Raw genomic sequence first — 15,520 nt, forward strand, 5'->3', positions numbered from 1 at the left:
ATGCCACCCGTGGGGCACTTGGGGCGCCGCCGGCGGCAGCCGGTGGCGTACGCGTCCCCCGCACCGTACACGCAACGGCCGGGGCCGATCGACGGAAATTACTTCCGCCGGTCGGCCCCGGACCACGAGAGAGCGTCAGCCGCGAGGCTTCTCCCTCATCTCGCCCGCCCGTCGCCCGACCACCACCCCTCCGGGTGGTGGCCCAGGCGGAAGGGAACCATCAGCCGCGCGGCTTCTCCCTCATCTCGTAGGTGGCGATCACGTCGTCGACCTTGATGTCGTTGAAGTTGCCGAGGTTGATACCGCCCTCGAACCCTTCGCGGATCTCGGTGACGTCGTCCTTGAAGCGGCGCAGACCCTCGATGTTGAGGTTCTCCGCCACGACCTTGCCGTCGCGCACGACGCGGGCCTTGGTGTTGCGCCGCACCTCGCCGGAGCGGATGAGGACACCGGCGATGTTGCCCAGCTTGGACGAGCGGAAGATCTCGCGGATCTCCGCCGTACCCAGCTCGACCTCTTCGTACTCCGGCTTGAGCATGCCCTTGAGGGCCGCCTCGATCTCCTCGATCACCTGGTAGATGACCGAGTAGTAGCGGACGTCCACGCCCTCGCGCTCGGCCATCTGCGTCGCACGCCCCTCGGCGCGGACGTTGAAGCCGATGACGATGGCGTCGGAGCCCGTCGCCAGGTCGATGTCGGTCTCGGTGACCGCACCCACACCGCGGTGCAGGATGCGCAGGTCGACCTCTTCGCCGACGTCGAGCTGGAGCAGGGAGGACTCCAGGGCTTCCACCGAACCGGACGCGTCGCCCTTGATGATGAGGTTGAGCTGCTGCACCTCGCCCGCCTTGAGCACCTTGTCCAGGTCCTCCAGGGAGACGCGGCGGGTCCGCTTGGCGAAGGCGGCGTTGCGCTCGCGCGCCGCGCGCTTCTCGGCGATCTGCCGTGCCGTGCGGTCCTCGTCCACCACCAGGAAGTTGTCGCCGGCGCCCGGGACGTTGGTCAGACCCAGCACCAGGACGGGGGTCGAGGGACCCGCTTCCTTGATGTTCTCGCCCTTGTCGTCGAGCATCGCGCGGACGCGGCCGTAGGCGTCGCCCACCACCATCGTCTCGCCGACCTTGAGCGTGCCGCGCTGGACCAGCACGGTGGCCACGGCGCCGCGGCCGCGGTCGAGGTGGGCCTCGATCGCGAGGCCCTGTGCGTCCTGGTCGGGGTTGGCCCGCAGGTCGAGCGAGGCGTCCGCCGTGAGGACGACCGCCTCCAGCAGGTCCTCGATGTTCAGACCCTCGCGCGCGGAGATGTCGACGAACATCGTGTCGCCGCCGTACTCCTCGGCCACCAGCCCGTACTCGGTCAGCTGGCCGCGGACCTTGGTCGGGTCGGCACCCTCGACGTCGATCTTGTTGACCGCGACGACGATCGGGACCTCGGCCGCCTTGGCGTGGTTGAGCGCCTCGACGGTCTGCGGCATCACGCCGTCGTTCGCCGCGACCACGAGGATCGCGATGTCCGTCGACTTGGCACCACGGGCGCGCATGGCGGTGAACGCCTCGTGACCCGGGGTGTCGATGAAGGTGATCCGGCGCTCCTCGCCGTTCACCTCCGTCGCCGCCTGGTACGCACCGATGTGCTGGGTGATGCCGCCGGCCTCGCCCGCGATGACGTTGGTCTTGCGGATCGCGTCCAGCAGACGCGTCTTGCCGTGGTCGACGTGGCCCATGACGGTCACCACCGGCGGACGCGGCATGAGCGCCGTCTCGCCGCCCTCGTCCTCGCCGAACTCGATGTCGAAGGACTCGAGCAGCTCGCGGTCCTCCTCCTCCGGGCTGACGATCTGGACGACGTAGTTCATCTCGTCGCCGAGCAGCTGCAGCGTCTCGTCGGAGACGGACTGGGTCGCGGTGACCATCTCGCCCAGGTTGAACATCACCTGGACCAGCGACGCCGGGTTGGCGTTGATCTTCTCCGCGAAGTCCGTGAGCGAGGCACCACGCGACAGCCGGACGGTCTCGCCCTTGCCGCGCGGCAGCATCACACCGCCGACGGACGGCGCCTGCATCTGCTCGTACTCCTGGCGCCTCTGCCGCTTCGACTTGCGGCCGCGACGCGCCGGGCCGCCGGGACGGCCGAAGGCACCCTGCGTGCCACCACGGCCACCGGGACCACCCGGACGACCGCCGAAGCCGGGACGACCGCCGCCACCCGGACGACCGGCGAAACCGCCGCCGCCACCAGGACGGCCACCGCCGCCGCCACCACCGGGGCGACCGCCGAAGCCGGGACGGCCACCGCCGCCGCCACCCGGACGGCCACCGCCGCCCGGACCGCCACGTCCCGGGCCCGGACGCGGACCCGCGGCCGGACGCTGCGGCATCATGCCGGGGTTCGGACGGTTACCGCCGGGGCGCGGACCGCCGCCCTGCGGGGCCTGCGGCCGCGGCATGTTGCCCGGCGAAGGACGCTGACCACCCGGGGCCTGCGGACGCGGGCCACCCTGGGCGCCGCCGCCACCGGGGCCCGGCTTGGGGGCACCCGGCTTCGGGGGCTGGCCCGGCTTGGGCGCGCCACCCGGACGGGGCGCCTGCGGACGCGCCATGCCGGTGGAGCCACCGGAGGTGAAGGGGTTGTTGCCCGGGCGCGGACCGGCCGGACGACCGCCCGGCTTGGGGGCCTGGCCCGGCTTGGCGCCCTGGCCGCCGCCCTGCGGACGGCCCTGGCCGCCCGGCCTCGGCGCCTGACCCGGCTTGGGGCCCTGGCTGCCGGGGCGCGGACCGCCCGGCTTCGGCCCGCTCGGGGCCGGCGGCGCCTGGAAGTCCGGCTTGGCCGGTGCGGCAGGCTGCGGACCCGGCTTGGGCCCGGGCTTGGGGCCCTGGCCCGGCTTCGGGGTCTCGGCGGGGGCCGCCTCACCCTGGGCGGGGCCCGGCGCGGGGGTGACCGGCTCCTCGGGCGCCGGCTGGGCCGGCTTGGGGCCTGGCTTGGGTGCGCCCGGCTTGGGTGCGCTCGCGCCCGGCTTGGGCGCCGCCGACCCGGGGGCGGCCTTCTTGGGCGCCGCGGGCTTCGCGGCGGACTTCTTCGCGCCACCGCTCGCGTCGAACGCGTCAGTCAGTTTTCGGACAACCGGCGCCTCGATCGTCGAGGACGCCGAACGGACGAATTCGCCGAGTTCCTGGAGCTTGGCCATGACGACCTTGCTCTCGACTCCAAGTTCCTTGGCGAGTTCGTATACCCGGACCTTAGCCACTTCGCTCCTTACGGCCCGGGGGAGATCGTCCGCCGGACCTTCGCTACTGATGCATGGGCGTACTCATCGCGTACTCATCGAGTGCTCATCGCAATCTCGACCTACTTCCCACTCGCGAGGTACCTCTCCCGGTACGGACGCTCCGTACGGGCTTCTTTCGGTGCTTGTGCGCTGCGCTCCACCTGCTCGCGCAGCTGTGCGACGTCGAACGGTCCCGGACCCCGGAAGGCCCGGTTGAACGCCCGGCGCCGGACGGCCTGCTCAAGACAGGAGGGAACGGGGTGCAGATACGCACCCCGACCGGGCAGCCTACCGCGAAGATCGGGGATCACGCTGCCCCCGGTCAGCACCACTCGCAGCAGAGCGCCCTTGTCGGTGCACTCCCGGCAGCCCACGCAGGTCCGCTGAGGGCGCGACCGAGCGCGCGTCCGGCCAGACACTGATGAAGTCTACCTCCCCGAAGCCCCGTAACCCCGTGGGGGGTGAGGACGTCGTTACTCATTCGCAGCCGGAACGCAAGCACCCGACCACACACCGTGGCCGGATCCCGCGCAGGCGGCCGATCTCAGTCCTGGTCAGCCACCTGGCTGGCGCCGTCACCCGCGCCGGCGGCGTCCGCCGTGTCCGGACGGATGTCGATGCGCCACCCGGTGAGCCGGGCGGCGAGCCGGGCGTTCTGCCCCTCCTTGCCGATGGCCAGGGACAGCTGGTAGTCGGGCACGGTGACGCGCGCCGACCTGGCGGCCAGGTCGATGATCTCCACCTTGCTGACCCGTGCGGGCGAGAGCGCGTTGGCCACCAGATCCGCGGGCTCCTCCGACCAGTCCACGATGTCGATCTTCTCGCCGTGCAGCTCCGCCATGACGTTGCGCACCCGGCCGCCCATCGGGCCGATGCAGGCCCCCTTGGCGTTGAGCCCCGAGCGCGTCGACCACACGGCGATCTTGGTGCGGTGACCGGCCTCGCGGGCGATGGCGGCGATCTCCACCGAACCGTCCGCGATCTCCGGGACCTCCAGCTCGAAGAGCTTCTTCACGAGGTTGGGGTGGGTGCGCGAAAGCGTCACGGAGGGACCGCGCACGCCCTTCGCCACCCGCACCACGTAGGTGCGCAGCCGGGTGCCGTGCGCGTAGTCCTCACCGGGCACCTGCTCCTGCGGGGGCAGGATCGCCTCCAGCTTGCCGATGTCCACCAGCACGCTCTTGGGGTCCTTGCCCTGCTGCACGACGCCCGCCACGACGTCGCCCTCGCGGCCCGCGTACTCGCCGAAGGTGACCTCCTCCTCGGCGTCCCGCAGCCGCTGCAGGATGACCTGCTTGGCCGTCGTCGCGGCGATGCGGCCGAAACCGGTGGGGGTGTCGTCGAACTCCCGCGGCCGGGCGCCCTCTTCGAGCTCCTCGGCGCTCTCCTTCGCCCAGACCGTCACGTGCCCGGTCTTCTGGTTCAGCTCCACGCGGGCGTCGCGCCTGCTGCCCTCGGTGCGGTGGTACGCGATGAGGAGGGCCGACTCGATCGCCTCGACCAGCAGATCGAGGGAGATCTCCTTCTCCCTGACCAGCCCACGCAGGGCACTCATGTCGATGTCCACGGCTACGCCTCCTCCTCTTTCTCGTCGTCCTCGGCGGCTTCGGCGCCGTCAGCCGCGGACGTGGGCCGCGCTGCGCCGGCGGCGTCCGCGGCCTTGCGGTTGAACTCGATCTCGACCCGCGCCTTGGCGATCTCCTCGAACGCCAGGCGGCGGGATGTCGGCTTGCGCCCCTTGACCCCCGGTACCTGGAGGTCGACACCCTCCTCGTCGACACCGACGATCCGGGCGGTCACCTCGCCGCCACCGGCCTCGGGGGTGAGCTGCGCCTTGACGAGCCGCCCGGTGGCGCGGCGGTAGTGCCGCTGCTCGGTCAGCGGGCGGTCGGCCCCGGGCGAGGTGACCTCCAGCACGTACGGGGCGCCGCCCATCGCGTCGCTCTCGTCGAGCAGTTCGGAGAAGGCACGGCTCAGCTCGGCGCAGGTGTCCAGCTGGACCCCGTCGTCAGCGTCCACGACGACGCGCAGCACGCGCCGCTTCCCGGCCGGGGTCACTGCGATCTCTTCGAGATCCAACCCCCTCTTGCTGACGAGCGGTTCCAGCAGTCCGCGCAGCCTCTCGCTCTGGGTGGTGCTCATCCGGGTGACTCCTCGGCCGCGTGTGCTGTTGTAGGGGGCCTCGTGACAGGGGCGTGTCGCCGCCCAAGCCTATCGTCTGTGGCGGGCTGCGCGGACCCGGTTGCCGAACGCGCGGCCGCGGGGACCGAGCCCTCGCGGTGAGCCGCCCGGCCGACAGCGTCACGTGTGCCGCCTCAGGTGTCCGGTGTGCGGCGTCCGGGTGCGCGCGCGTCTGCCGCGGGGTGGCCCGCGGCAGCACGGAGGAGGGGCCCGGGTACTCTCGCGGGGCGGTGAGCGGCGTGCCGCCACGGCGCCCCGGGTCCGGCCCCCGTCCCGCGCGTACCCGCCCACCGGGCCGTCCGCCCGTCCCCGCCCGAGCCGAGCCCGCCGTCCACCTCCAGGGAGTGCCCATGTCGCTCACGCCGCCACCGGCAGCGGCCCGGCCGCGCCGCAGGTCGCTGCTGACCGGCGCGCTCGGTGCCGGTGGCGCGGCTCTCGCGCTGCCGCTCACCGCGGGCTGTACGGACGGGAGGGCCGGCACGGACGACGCGGCTTACCGGGAAGGGGCCGCACGCCTGCGCGACCGCGCGGCCCGCGACAGCGAGCATCTGCTGGCCCGCTACGACGGCACCGTCACGGTGCACCCCGCCACGGCCGAGCGGCTGCGCCCGCTGCGCGCGGAGGTCGCCCGGCACGCCAGGGTGCTGCGCGGCAGCGAGTCCGGCACCGGCTCCCCCTCCCCCGCACCGTCCGCGTCAGACGGCTCCTCCTCCCCCTCGGGCCCGCCCCGGCGGGAGGGGGAGCCGGACAGCGGCGCCGGCCCCAAGCCGTCGGGGAAGCCGCCCAGCCCGGACACCTCCTCGGTCCCCGAGGACGAGAAGAAGGCCCTCGCCGCGCTCGCCGAAGCCGAGCGCCGGCTCTCCTCCGCGCGGATGAAGGCGCTGGCCGGGGCGGAGCCCCAGGTCGCCAGGGTGCTCGCCTCGATAGCCGCCTGCGGTGCGGCGCACAGCCTCCTGCTCGACGAGCACGGCAAGGCCCCGGGCGACGGAGAAGGCGGCCAGGACGGCGGAAAGGGCGAGGAGGCGACGGACGGATGACGGAACTGAGCGCCGTACAGGCCGCGTTGCGCGCCGAACACGCCGCCGTCTACGGCTACGGAGTCGTCGGCGGACGCATAGACCCCGACCGCAAGAGCCAGGTGCGCGAGTGCTACGACGCCCACCGCTCCCGCCGGGACGCGCTGCGCCGCACGGTCCGCTCGCTGGGCGGCGACCCGGAGCCGGCCGCCGCCGCGTACGCGCTGCCCTTCGCCGTGCCCGACAGCGACGCCGCCGTGCGCCTCGCGGCCCAGTTGGAGGACCGCCTCGCGGGGGTGTACGCCGACCTGGTGCGGGCAAGCGAGGGGAGGCGGCGGCGTGCGGCCGCCGACGCGCTGCGCGAGGCCGCGGTCCGCTCGGTGCGCTGGAAGGGCAGCGGCGTCGCCTTCCCCGGCCTCACCGAACTGGGAGCCGGAGAAGCGCCCGCCTCGCCCTCCGGCGGGCCGGACGGCTCGGGCACCCCCGACGCCCTGTGACCGTCGTGACCGTCCCCGGCCGCCCGCAGAACCCGCTGCCCCCAGACCCCACTGTCGTGTCGCGCTGACGAAAGGTCCGCCCCGGAATGGCTTCCGTGCTGCCCCTCGACCCCCCGCAGCGGCTCGTACGCGCCCTGGAGGCGCAACCGGACCCGGAGGTGGCCGACGCCGCACGGACCTGGCTGCGGGGGCTGCCCCCGCTGCTACGGCGATGGCTGGAGCAGTGGGATCTGGAAGCGGAACGGGTGGTGACACCGGGCGGACGCAGCAGCCTCGTCGTGCTGGTCAGGCAGGCGGACGGCACACCAGGCGCGCTGAAACTGTTCGCCCCGCAGGAGGCGCCGGCGCCCGTGCGGGCGGCCCGCGAGCACGAGACCCTGACCGCCTGGCACGGGCTGGGCGCCGTGCAGGTGCTGCGCGCTGCCGAGGAGGAGGGCGTACTGCTGCTGGAGCGGCTGCGGTGCGAGGTGTCGCTGCGGTCGCTGCCGGAGGCCAAGGCCACTTTGGAGGCCGTCTCCGTCGTCCGGCGCCTGTGGGTACCGCCGCCTGCCGGGCACCGTCTGGAGACGGTGGCGGCGCACACGGCGGACGAGGCGGCGGCGATGCGTACCGCCGTGCCCCCGGACGCGGAACCGCTGGTGGCCGCGGCACTGGAGGCCCGCGAGGCGATGCTGGCCGAGCCGGCGCCCGGGCCCGACGTGCTGCTGCACGGCGACTTCCGGCAGGGCGCCGTGCTGGCCGCCGCCCTGCCCGAACAGCGGGCCCGCTGGCTGACCGTGGGCCCCGACCCCCTCGTCGGCGAACCCGCCTACGACCTGGCGCGGCTGGTGCGCGACCGGCTGCACGACCTGATGGCGTCCACCGGCTCGGCGGCCGCCACCCGCAGACGCGTCAACAAACTCGCCGACTCCCTCGACGTACCGCGCGAGCGCGTGCGCCAGTGGGCCCTCTACCGCGCGGTCGAGTCCGCCTGCCGCCACCACGCGTCGGGCAACGGGCCGGACGCCGAGATGCTTTTGGAGTTCGCCGCCTGGCTGTGACCGGGGCCCCGGCACGGCGGGGCCCCGCACGGGTGGGTCAGTCCCGGGTGAGGCGGGCGACCGCCTCGTCGACGGGCAGCTCCTCGCGCTCGCCGGTACGCCGGTCCTTCAGCTCCACGAGGCCGTCCTTGATGCCGCGCCCGGCGATCAGGATGGTCGGGACGCCGATCAGCTCTGCGTCGGTGAACTTCACGCCGGGAGAGACGCCTGCGCGGTCGTCGACCAGTACGCGGACGCCCGCCGCGCCGAGCCGCTCGGCGATCTCGAGCGCCGCCTCGGTCTGCTGCGCCTTGCCCGCCGCCACGACGTGCACGTCGGCGGGGGCGATCTCGCGGGGCCAGCACAGCCCCTGCTCGTCGGCGTTCTGCTCGGCGAGCACGGCGACCGCGCGGGAGACGCCGATGCCGTAGGAGCCCATCGTGACGCGGACCGGCTTGCCGTTCTGGCCGAGCACGTCCAGCTCGAACGCGTCGGCGTACTTGCGGCCGAGCTGGAAGATGTGGCCGATCTCGATGGCGCGGTCGAGCTCGATGCCCGCGCCGCAGTTCGGGCAGGGGTCGCCGGGCTCGACGACGACCACGTCGAGGTACTGGTCGACCTCGAAGTCGCGGCCGCAGACCACGTTGCGGGCGTGCTTGCCCTCCTCGTTGGCGCCGGTGACCCACGCGGTGCCCGGGGCGACGCGCGGGTCGGCCAGGTAGCGGAAGGCCTTGCCCGCCATGCCGCCCTGGGGGCCGATGTAGCCGCGGACCAGATCGTCACGGCCCTCGAAGTCCTCGGCCGTGACGACCTCGACCTCGGCGGGCGCCAGGTGCTCGGCGAGCTTGCCCAGGTCGACCTCGCGGTCACCGGGGACGCCGACCGCGGTGATCTCGCCGTCGACTTTCACCAGCAGGTTCTTCAGCGTGGCGGACGCGGGCACGCCCAGGTGCGCGGCGAGGGTCTCAATGGTGGGGGTGTCCGGCGTGTCCAGCTTCTCCACCGGTCCGTGGCCCTCCGTGGAGGCGGGCCGCACGGTGACCGAGACGGCCTCGGTGTTGGCCGCGTAACCGCACTGCGGGCACTGCACGAAGGTGTCCTCACCGGCCGCCGCGGGCGCGAGGAACTCCTCGGAGGCCGAGCCCCCCATGGCACCGGAGACCGCCGAGACGATCCGGTAGTCCAGACCGAGACGGTCGAAGATGCGCTGGTAGGCGACGCGGTGGGCCGCGTAGGACTCGGCCAGCGCCTCGTCCGACACGTCGAAGGAGTAGGAGTCCTTCATGGTGAACTCGCGGCCCCGCAGGATGCCGGAGCGGGGGCGGGCCTCGTCGCGGTACTTCGTCTGGATCTGGTAGATCGTGACCGGCAGGTCCTTGTACGAGGTGCACTGGTCCTTGACGACCTGCGTGAAGATCTCCTCGTGGGTGGGGCCCAGCAGGTAGTCGCCACCCTTGCGGTCCTTGAGCCGGAAGAGCAGGTCGCCGTACTCCTCGTAGCGGCCCGAGACCTCGTAGGGCTCCTTGGGCAGCAGCGCCGGGAGCAGCACCTCCTGGCCGCCGATCGCGTCCATCTCCTCGCGGACGACGCGGGTGACGTTCTCCAGCACCTGCTTGCCCAGCGGCAGCCACGTCCAGATACCGGCGGCGGTACGGCGGACGTACCCGGCGCGGACCAGCAGCTTGTGGCTGAGCGTCTCGGCGTCGGCCGGGTCGTCGCGCAGCGTCTTCAGCATCGACCGGGACAAACGCTGGACACGGGCTGCCATGGGGACTCCTGCTCGGGGCGGTACTGGCGACATCGACGGAACTCGACGGAACTCGTCGAGGCGGAGCCTATCCGCCCGGACCGACCGCACGGAAACCGAATGTCACCGCCCGAGCAGCGGCAGAGGCGCCCCCATCACCGCGTACGGCTGCGGCGCGCTCGGGAACTGCACCCGCCGTGCCAGATCGCGGTAGCCGAGGCCGTGGTAGAGGGCGCGGGCCGGGCTGTCGATGTCGAGGGCCGAGAGCAGGGAACGGGGCTCGGCCGCGCCGTCGGTGAGGCGAGTGATCAGTCCCCGCCCGATCCCCCGGTGCTGGAAGGCCGGGTGGACGTGCAACTCCGTGATGACGAAGGCGTCCTCCAGCCAGCCCTCGTTCCCCTCCTGGCGCAGGTACGGCTCGACCACCGTGGACCACCAGTGCGAGCGGTCGTTCGGCATGCCGTAGACGAAGCCGACGAGACGGTCACCCTCGGTGGTGGCGCCCAGCGCCCGCGCGCCCGGCGAGGTCATGTGGCGCTGCACGATGTACTTGCGCACGCCCACCTCGTCGTCGGTCAGGCCGAAGGCGACGGCCTGCACGGCGAGCGCCTCGTCGACGCGGGCGGTGAGGTCGAGCGGGCCGGTGACCACTTCCCGGGGGTCCGGGAGCTGCGCCCCGGCTGTGTGCGGCATGGCGGGGAGGTTACTTCCTCCACCGTGTCCGCGCGAAGAGGCCGCACAACGGCAGCCGGGGCGGGACCGCGAGGCGGAGCGCGAACGCGCGCCGGGGCCGGGCGACGGGCCGCGCTCGGCGCAGCGGACGCGTGTCAGAGCGGTCAGAACAGGACGCTCGTGAAGGTGCCGACCTCGCGGAAGCCGACGCGGCGGTAGGTGGCGCGCGCCGGGGCGTTGTAGTCGTTGACGTACAGGCTCACCAGCGGCGAGACGTCGCGCAGCGCGTAGGCGAGGACGGCGGCCATCCCCGTCTCGGACAGCCCCTCGCCGCGCCGGTCGGGTGCCACCCACACGCCCTGGATCTGGCAGGCCTCGGGGGTGGCGGCGCCGATCTCGGCCTTGAAGACCACGCGGCCGTCCTCGATGCGGGCGAACGAACGTCCGGTACCGACGAGTTCGGCGACCCTCGCCTGGTAGACGAGCCCGCCGTCCCCGGCCAGCGGGGAGACGCCGACCTCCTCGGTGAACATGGCCACACAGGCCGGCAGCACCAGGTCCATCTCGGTCTTGTCGACGCGGCGCACCAGCGGGTCGGGCGCCACCCGGTCCGGCGTCCGGTCGGCGACCATCAGCGGCTGGATGGCCCGCACCTCGCGGGCCGGGCCCCAGTACGGCTCCAGTGCGGCCCACAGCGCCCTCGTCGGGCCCGCAGGGCCGACGAGGGACGAGCAGCGGCGGCCCTGGCGGCGCGCCCGCTCGGCGAACGCGCGGACCGCCTCGGGGCCCGCGCACAGCGGAACGAGGTTGGCGCCGTTGTAGCAGAGGGCCTCCAGGCGGCCGTCCCGGTACCAGCCCCACATCTCGCCACCGAGGCGCCACGGGTCCAGCCCTGAGGCCAGGACGCGGGCGGTGACGAAGGCGTTGTTCACCGGCTCCCGGCGGAGCACGCGGAGCGCCTCCGGCAGCTCGGCGGGTCCGACGACCCTGAGGGAGGTGGTGGTCAGCAACGTCTCGGCGCCTCACCGTACGGCCCGTGGGCGTGGGGAACGATCTGCTCGCACTGTACCCGGGGCCAGAGCATCACGCCGCCGCGGCCGGAGACGGCACCGCCGTACGGCCCTGGTCGGCCGCACGGCGGGCCGTACGGGAAGCAGCGGGCGGGCGCGTCAGCCCGCTGTCGTCACCACGGGCTCGCCGGAGGCGACGCCGTCCTTCTCCATCTGCTCGGCGATCTTCATGGCCTCGTCGATGAGCGTCTCGACGATCTTCGCCTCGGGGACGGTCTTGATGACCTCGCCCTTGACGAAGATCTGCCCCTTGCCGTTGCCGGAGGCCACGCCGAGGTCGGCCTCGCGGGCCTCGCCGGGACCGTTGACGACACAGCCCATGACGGCGACCCGCAGCGGGACGTCCATGCCCTCCAGCCCGGCGGTGACCTCGTCGGCGAGCTTGTAGACGTCCACCTGGGCGCGCCCGCAGGAGGGGCAGGAGACGATCTCCAGACCGCGCTGGCGCAGCCCCAGGGACTCCAGGATCTGGATGCCGACCTTGACCTCCTCGGCCGGCGGTGCCGAGAGGGAGACACGGATCGTGTCGCCGATCCCCTCGGACAGCAGCGCGCCGAAGGCGACGGCCGACTTGATGGTGCCCTGGAAGGCCGGGCCCGCTTCGGTGACGCCCAGGTGCAGCGGGTAGTCGCAGCGCTGGGCGAGCAGCCGGTAAGCGTTGACCATGACGACGGGGTCGTTGTGCTTGACCGAGATCTTGATGTCCCGGAAGCCGTGCTCCTCGAACAGCGAGCACTCCCACAGCGCGGACTCGACCAGCGCCTCCGGGGTGGCCTTGCCATACCTCTCGAGGAGCCGCTTGTCCAGGGAACCCGCGTTGACGCCGATCCTGATGGGCGTGGAGGACGCGGACGCGGCGTGGGCGATCTCCTTGACCTTGTCGTCGAACTGCTTGATGTTGCCGGGGTTGACGCGGACGGCGGCGCAGCCGGCGTCGATCGCCTGGAAGACGTACTTGGGCTGGAAGTGGATGTCGGCGATCACGGGGATCTGCGACTTGCGGGCGATCGTGGCGAGCGCGTCGGCGTCGTCCTGAGTGGGACACGCCACCCGGACGATCTGGCAGCCGGAGGCGGTCAGCTCAGCGATCTGCTGCAACGTCGAACCGATGTCCGAAGTGCGGGTCGTGGTCATGGACTGCACGGACACGGGCGCGTCTCCACCGACGGCGACCGTCCCTACCTGGATCTTCCGGCTGGCCCTGCGGTCGGCGAGCTTGGCCGGAACGTCCGGCATTCCGAGCGAAATCGCTGTCATCAGCGTGCAACCCCAACGGTGTCGTTCAAGTCCCGGGTTCGGCGGGCTCCAGGCCCCCGAGATTACGGCACCGGCCACCCGCCGGGCACATCACTCCCCGGAAAAAGCCGCATAAGATGACGCCCGCGCAGGAATCGCACGGGCGCCACGGTGAGCGAACGCACGTCCTGCTACCCGGTGAGTCTGACCGGATTCACCACGTCGGCCACCAGCACCAGAAGAGTGAAGCAGAGGAAGACCCCGGCCACCACGTACGCGATCGGCATCAGCTTGGCGACGTCGAAAGGCCCCGGGTCGGGGCGCCGGAAGACCTTGGCGACATTCCTGCGCAGCGACTCCCACAGCGCCCCCGCGATGTGCCCGCCGTCCAACGGCAGCAGCGGCAGCATGTTGAACAGGAACAGGCTCAGGTTGAACCCGGCCACCAGCAGCAACATCGTCGCCACCCGCTGGCTCGACGGGATGTCGAGCGAGAAGACCTCACCGCCCACCCGCGCGGCACCGACCACGCCCATCGGCGAGTCCTGCTTGCGCTCACCGCCGTCGAACGCGGCGTTCCACAGGTCAGGCACCTTGCCCGGCAGGTCGACCAGCGCGTGGACGCCGTTGACCATCATGTCGCCCATCCGGTCCACGGCCTGCGGGAACGACTGCTGCACCACGCCGCTGGCCGGGGTGAAGCCGAGGAAGCCCGCCGTGACGTACTCGTCGGGCACATAGCCGCCGTTGCCGTCGGTCTTGGCGACCTTGTTCTCGATCAGGTCGGCGTGCAGCGTACGCCGGTCGCCGTCCCGTTCGACGGTGAGCGTGGCGGGCCCCGTGGTGTCCCGGATCCGCTGCTGGAGAGCGTCCCAGTCCTCCACGGGCCTGCCGTCGAAGGAGACGATCGTGTCGCCCGGCCGCAGCCCGGCCGCCTTGGCCGGGGAGTCCTTCGCCGAACCGGTGCACTTGTCGGTCTGCGCCGAGGCGGGGATCACACAGTCGGACACCGTGGAGACGGTGGTCGTCTGGGTGTTGATCCCGAAGGTCATCAGCACCGTAAGGAAGATCACCACGGCCAGGACGAGGTTCTGGAACGGGCCGGCGAACATCACCACGACGCGCTTCCACGGCTTGCGCGTGTAGAGCATCCGGTGCTCGTCGCCGGGCTGGAGCTCCTCGTACGCCGCCGCGCGCGCGTCCTCGATCATCCCGCGGAACGGCGAGGTGGAGCGCTGGCGCACCGCCCCGTCGTCACCCGGCGGGAACATGCCGATCATGCGGATGTAGCCGCCGAGGGGCACCGCCTTGACGCCGTACTCCGTCTCGCCCTTGCGCTTGGACCAGATCGTGGGCCCGAAGCCCACCATGAACTGCGGAACCCGGACGCCGAACATCTTGGCCGTCGAGAAGTGCCCCAGCTCGTGCCAGGCAATGGAGAAGAGCAGGCCGACGACGAAGACGACTATGCCGAGGATGGTCATGAACGCCGTCATGCGCGAGCCTCCGCTGGTGCTGTGGCGGGCCGTGCCGCCAGTTCACGGGCGCGGGCGCGCGCCCAGGTCTCTGCGGCGAGGACATCGGGAAGGGTCAGACCGGTTCCGTCCGGGGTGCCGTGCTCCTCCACCACAGCCGCAACCGTATCCACGATGCCTGTGAACGGCAGCCTTCCCGCAAGAAACGCCTCGACGCACTCCTCGTTCGCCGCGTTGAAGACGGCCGGGGCCGTGCCGCCCGTCGCGCCCACGTGGCACGCCAGCGGGACAGCGGGGAACGCCTGCGTGTCCAGCGGGTAGAAGTCCCAGGACACCGCCTCGGTCCAGGAGAAGACAGGTCCCGCCTCGGGAACCCTCTCCGGCCAGCCCAGGCCCAGCGCGATCGGCAGCCGCATGTCCGGCGGGCCGCACTGCGCGAGGGTCGAACCGTCGGTGAACTCCACCATCGAGTGGACGGCCGACTGGGGGTGCACCACCACCTGGATACGTTCGAACGGAATGTCGTAGAGCAGGTGCGCCTCGATGACCTCGAGACCCTTGTTGACCAGGGTGGCCGAGTTGACGGTGATGACCGGGCCCATGTCCCACGTGGGATGGGCCATCGCCTCCTCGGGCGTCACGTCCGCCAGCTGCGCTCTGCTCCGCCCCCTGAACGGCCCGCCCGACGCGGTGACCAGCAGCTTGCGCACCTCCGCACGGGTGCCGCCCAGCAGCGCCTGGAACAGCGCCGAGTGCTCCGAGTCGACCGGCACGATCTGTCCCGGCCTGGCGACCGCCCGCACCAGTGGGCCCCCGACGATGAGGGACTCCTTGTTGGCCAGGGCCAGCACCCGCCCGGCCTCCAGCGCCGCCAGCGTCGGCGCCAGACCGATGGAGCCTGTGATGCCGTTGAGCACCGTGTGACAGTCCGAAGCGGCCAACTCGGTCGCGGCGTCCGGGCCCGCCAGCACCTCAGGCAACGGCTCCCCCGCCCCGTAGGCCGCACGGAGCGCCTCCCGCAGCACGGGCAGCGCCTCCTCACGGGCCACCGCGACGGTACGGACGCCGAGTTGGCGCGCCTGCCGGGCCAGCAACTCCGCCCGGCCGCCTGACGCGGCCAGCGCGGTGACCCGGAACCGGCCGGGATTCTTCAGCACCACGTCGACCGCCTGGGTGCCGATCGAACCCGTCGAGCCGAGGATCACGATGTCGCGCGGTGCGGTGCCCGCTCCCGGCGCGGCGCCGGGATAACGCAGATGCGGGTCAGCGAGGGAGTCGGTCATGCCCCTATTGTGTCCGCTCCGTGAGCCGGCCAGGACAGCGCACCGGGGTACGCCGTCCC

At 72.4% G+C, this 15,520-nt stretch carries 13 protein-coding genes; 3 read left to right on the forward strand and 10 right to left on the reverse strand.

Annotated elements, in window-relative coordinates; genetic code table 11:
- Window positions 1-220: 220 nt before the first annotated feature.
- From infB to rimP, 4 genes are all read right to left on the reverse strand, one after another.
- Window positions 221-3,244 (reverse strand): translation initiation factor IF-2, encoded by a 3,024-nt coding sequence (gene infB / locus DQ392_RS13580; RefSeq protein WP_114015847.1) that lies wholly within the window; start codon window positions 3,242-3,244, stop codon window positions 221-223.
- A 101-nt stretch (window positions 3,245-3,345) separates the two neighbouring features.
- Entirely contained in the window at window positions 3,346-3,684 is a 339-nt protein-coding gene (locus DQ392_RS13585; RefSeq protein ID WP_114015848.1) for a YlxR family protein, read from the reverse strand.
- Between the two features lie 125 nt (window positions 3,685-3,809).
- Window positions 3,810-4,832, reverse strand: a complete 1,023-nt coding sequence (nusA, locus tag DQ392_RS13590) for a transcription termination factor NusA (RefSeq protein ID WP_114015849.1) — start codon at window positions 4,830-4,832, stop codon at window positions 3,810-3,812.
- A gap of 2 nt (window positions 4,833-4,834) precedes the next feature.
- On the reverse strand, window positions 4,835-5,407 hold the full coding sequence (rimP, locus tag DQ392_RS13595) for a ribosome maturation factor RimP (protein WP_114015850.1): 573 nt from the start codon (window positions 5,405-5,407) through the stop codon (window positions 4,835-4,837).
- A 389-nt stretch (window positions 5,408-5,796) separates the two neighbouring features.
- On the opposite strand from rimP, the gene DQ392_RS35825 reads away from it, so the two are divergent.
- The 3 genes from DQ392_RS35825 to DQ392_RS13610 all read left to right on the forward strand — a co-directional run bounded on the left by DQ392_RS35825 (window position 5,797) and on the right by DQ392_RS13610 (window position 7,999).
- Window positions 5,797-6,483, forward strand: coding sequence for a hypothetical protein (locus DQ392_RS35825; RefSeq protein ID WP_114015851.1), 687 nt, complete (start codon window positions 5,797-5,799; stop codon window positions 6,481-6,483).
- The gene (locus DQ392_RS13605; protein ID WP_114015852.1) at window positions 6,480-6,959 is read left to right on the forward strand and encodes a ferritin-like domain-containing protein; all 480 of its coding nucleotides are present in this window, start codon (window positions 6,480-6,482) and stop codon (window positions 6,957-6,959) included. Before DQ392_RS35825 ends, DQ392_RS13605 begins: the two co-directional genes overlap by 4 nt.
- Window positions 6,960-7,045: 86 nt before the next feature.
- Window positions 7,046-7,999: an aminoglycoside phosphotransferase family protein gene (locus DQ392_RS13610; RefSeq protein WP_114015853.1), complete on the forward strand. Its 954-nt coding sequence runs from the start codon at window positions 7,046-7,048 to the stop codon at window positions 7,997-7,999.
- Window positions 8,000-8,036: 37 nt separating this feature from the next.
- Here the strand turns inward: DQ392_RS13610 and DQ392_RS13615 are convergent, their stop codons facing one another.
- From DQ392_RS13615 to dxr, 6 genes are all read right to left on the reverse strand, one after another.
- Window positions 8,037-9,746, reverse strand: a complete 1,710-nt coding sequence (locus tag DQ392_RS13615) for a proline--tRNA ligase (RefSeq protein ID WP_114015854.1) — start codon at window positions 9,744-9,746, stop codon at window positions 8,037-8,039.
- Between the two features lie 102 nt (window positions 9,747-9,848).
- Window positions 9,849-10,418, reverse strand: a complete 570-nt coding sequence (locus tag DQ392_RS13620) for a GNAT family N-acetyltransferase (RefSeq protein WP_114015855.1) — start codon at window positions 10,416-10,418, stop codon at window positions 9,849-9,851.
- Between the two features lie 143 nt (window positions 10,419-10,561).
- Window positions 10,562-11,404 carry a GNAT family N-acetyltransferase gene (locus tag DQ392_RS13625; RefSeq protein ID WP_114016013.1) on the reverse strand — a complete coding sequence of 281 codons (843 nt, stop codon included), beginning with the start codon at window positions 11,402-11,404 and terminating at the stop codon, window positions 10,562-10,564.
- A gap of 162 nt (window positions 11,405-11,566) precedes the next feature.
- A complete protein-coding gene (gene ispG / locus DQ392_RS13630; RefSeq protein WP_114015856.1) occupies window positions 11,567-12,724 on the reverse strand; it encodes a flavodoxin-dependent (E)-4-hydroxy-3-methylbut-2-enyl-diphosphate synthase in 1,158 nt (385 codons plus the stop codon).
- 170 nt (window positions 12,725-12,894) lie between these two features.
- Window positions 12,895-14,199: a M50 family metallopeptidase gene (locus DQ392_RS13635; RefSeq protein WP_114015857.1), complete on the reverse strand. Its 1,305-nt coding sequence runs from the start codon at window positions 14,197-14,199 to the stop codon at window positions 12,895-12,897.
- Window positions 14,196-15,461 carry a 1-deoxy-D-xylulose-5-phosphate reductoisomerase gene (gene dxr / locus DQ392_RS13640; protein ID WP_114015858.1) on the reverse strand — a complete coding sequence of 422 codons (1,266 nt, stop codon included), beginning with the start codon at window positions 15,459-15,461 and terminating at the stop codon, window positions 14,196-14,198. The genes DQ392_RS13635 and dxr overlap by 4 nt, the downstream gene beginning before the upstream one ends.
- Window positions 15,462-15,520: the final 59 nt, after the last annotated feature.

This window comes from Streptomyces reniochalinae, assembly GCF_003323735.1.
Classification (GTDB): domain Bacteria; phylum Actinomycetota; class Actinomycetes; order Streptomycetales; family Streptomycetaceae; genus Streptomyces; species Streptomyces reniochalinae.

What these genes read in the sequence shown, in the direction of transcription:
- DQ392_RS13635 (WP_114015857.1), bottom strand. Translation starts at nt 14,199, where the DNA reads ATGACGGCGTTCATGACCATCCTCGGCATAGTCGTCTTCGTCGTCGGC.
- DQ392_RS35825 (WP_114015851.1), top strand. Translation starts at nt 5,797, where the DNA reads ATGTCGCTCACGCCGCCACCGGCAGCGGCCCGGCCGCGCCGCAGGTCG.
- DQ392_RS13615 (WP_114015854.1), bottom strand. Translation starts at nt 9,746, where the DNA reads ATGGCAGCCCGTGTCCAGCGTTTGTCCCGGTCGATGCTGAAGACGCTG.
- DQ392_RS13620 (WP_114015855.1), bottom strand. Translation starts at nt 10,418, where the DNA reads ATGCCGCACACAGCCGGGGCGCAGCTCCCGGACCCCCGGGAAGTGGTC.
- rimP (WP_114015850.1), bottom strand. Translation starts at nt 5,407, where the DNA reads ATGAGCACCACCCAGAGCGAGAGGCTGCGCGGACTGCTGGAACCGCTC.
- DQ392_RS13605 (WP_114015852.1), top strand. Translation starts at nt 6,480, where the DNA reads ATGACGGAACTGAGCGCCGTACAGGCCGCGTTGCGCGCCGAACACGCC.
- ispG (WP_114015856.1), bottom strand. Translation starts at nt 12,724, where the DNA reads ATGACAGCGATTTCGCTCGGAATGCCGGACGTTCCGGCCAAGCTCGCC.
- dxr (WP_114015858.1), bottom strand. Translation starts at nt 15,461, where the DNA reads ATGACCGACTCCCTCGCTGACCCGCATCTGCGTTATCCCGGCGCCGCG.
- DQ392_RS13610 (WP_114015853.1), top strand. Translation starts at nt 7,046, where the DNA reads ATGGCTTCCGTGCTGCCCCTCGACCCCCCGCAGCGGCTCGTACGCGCC.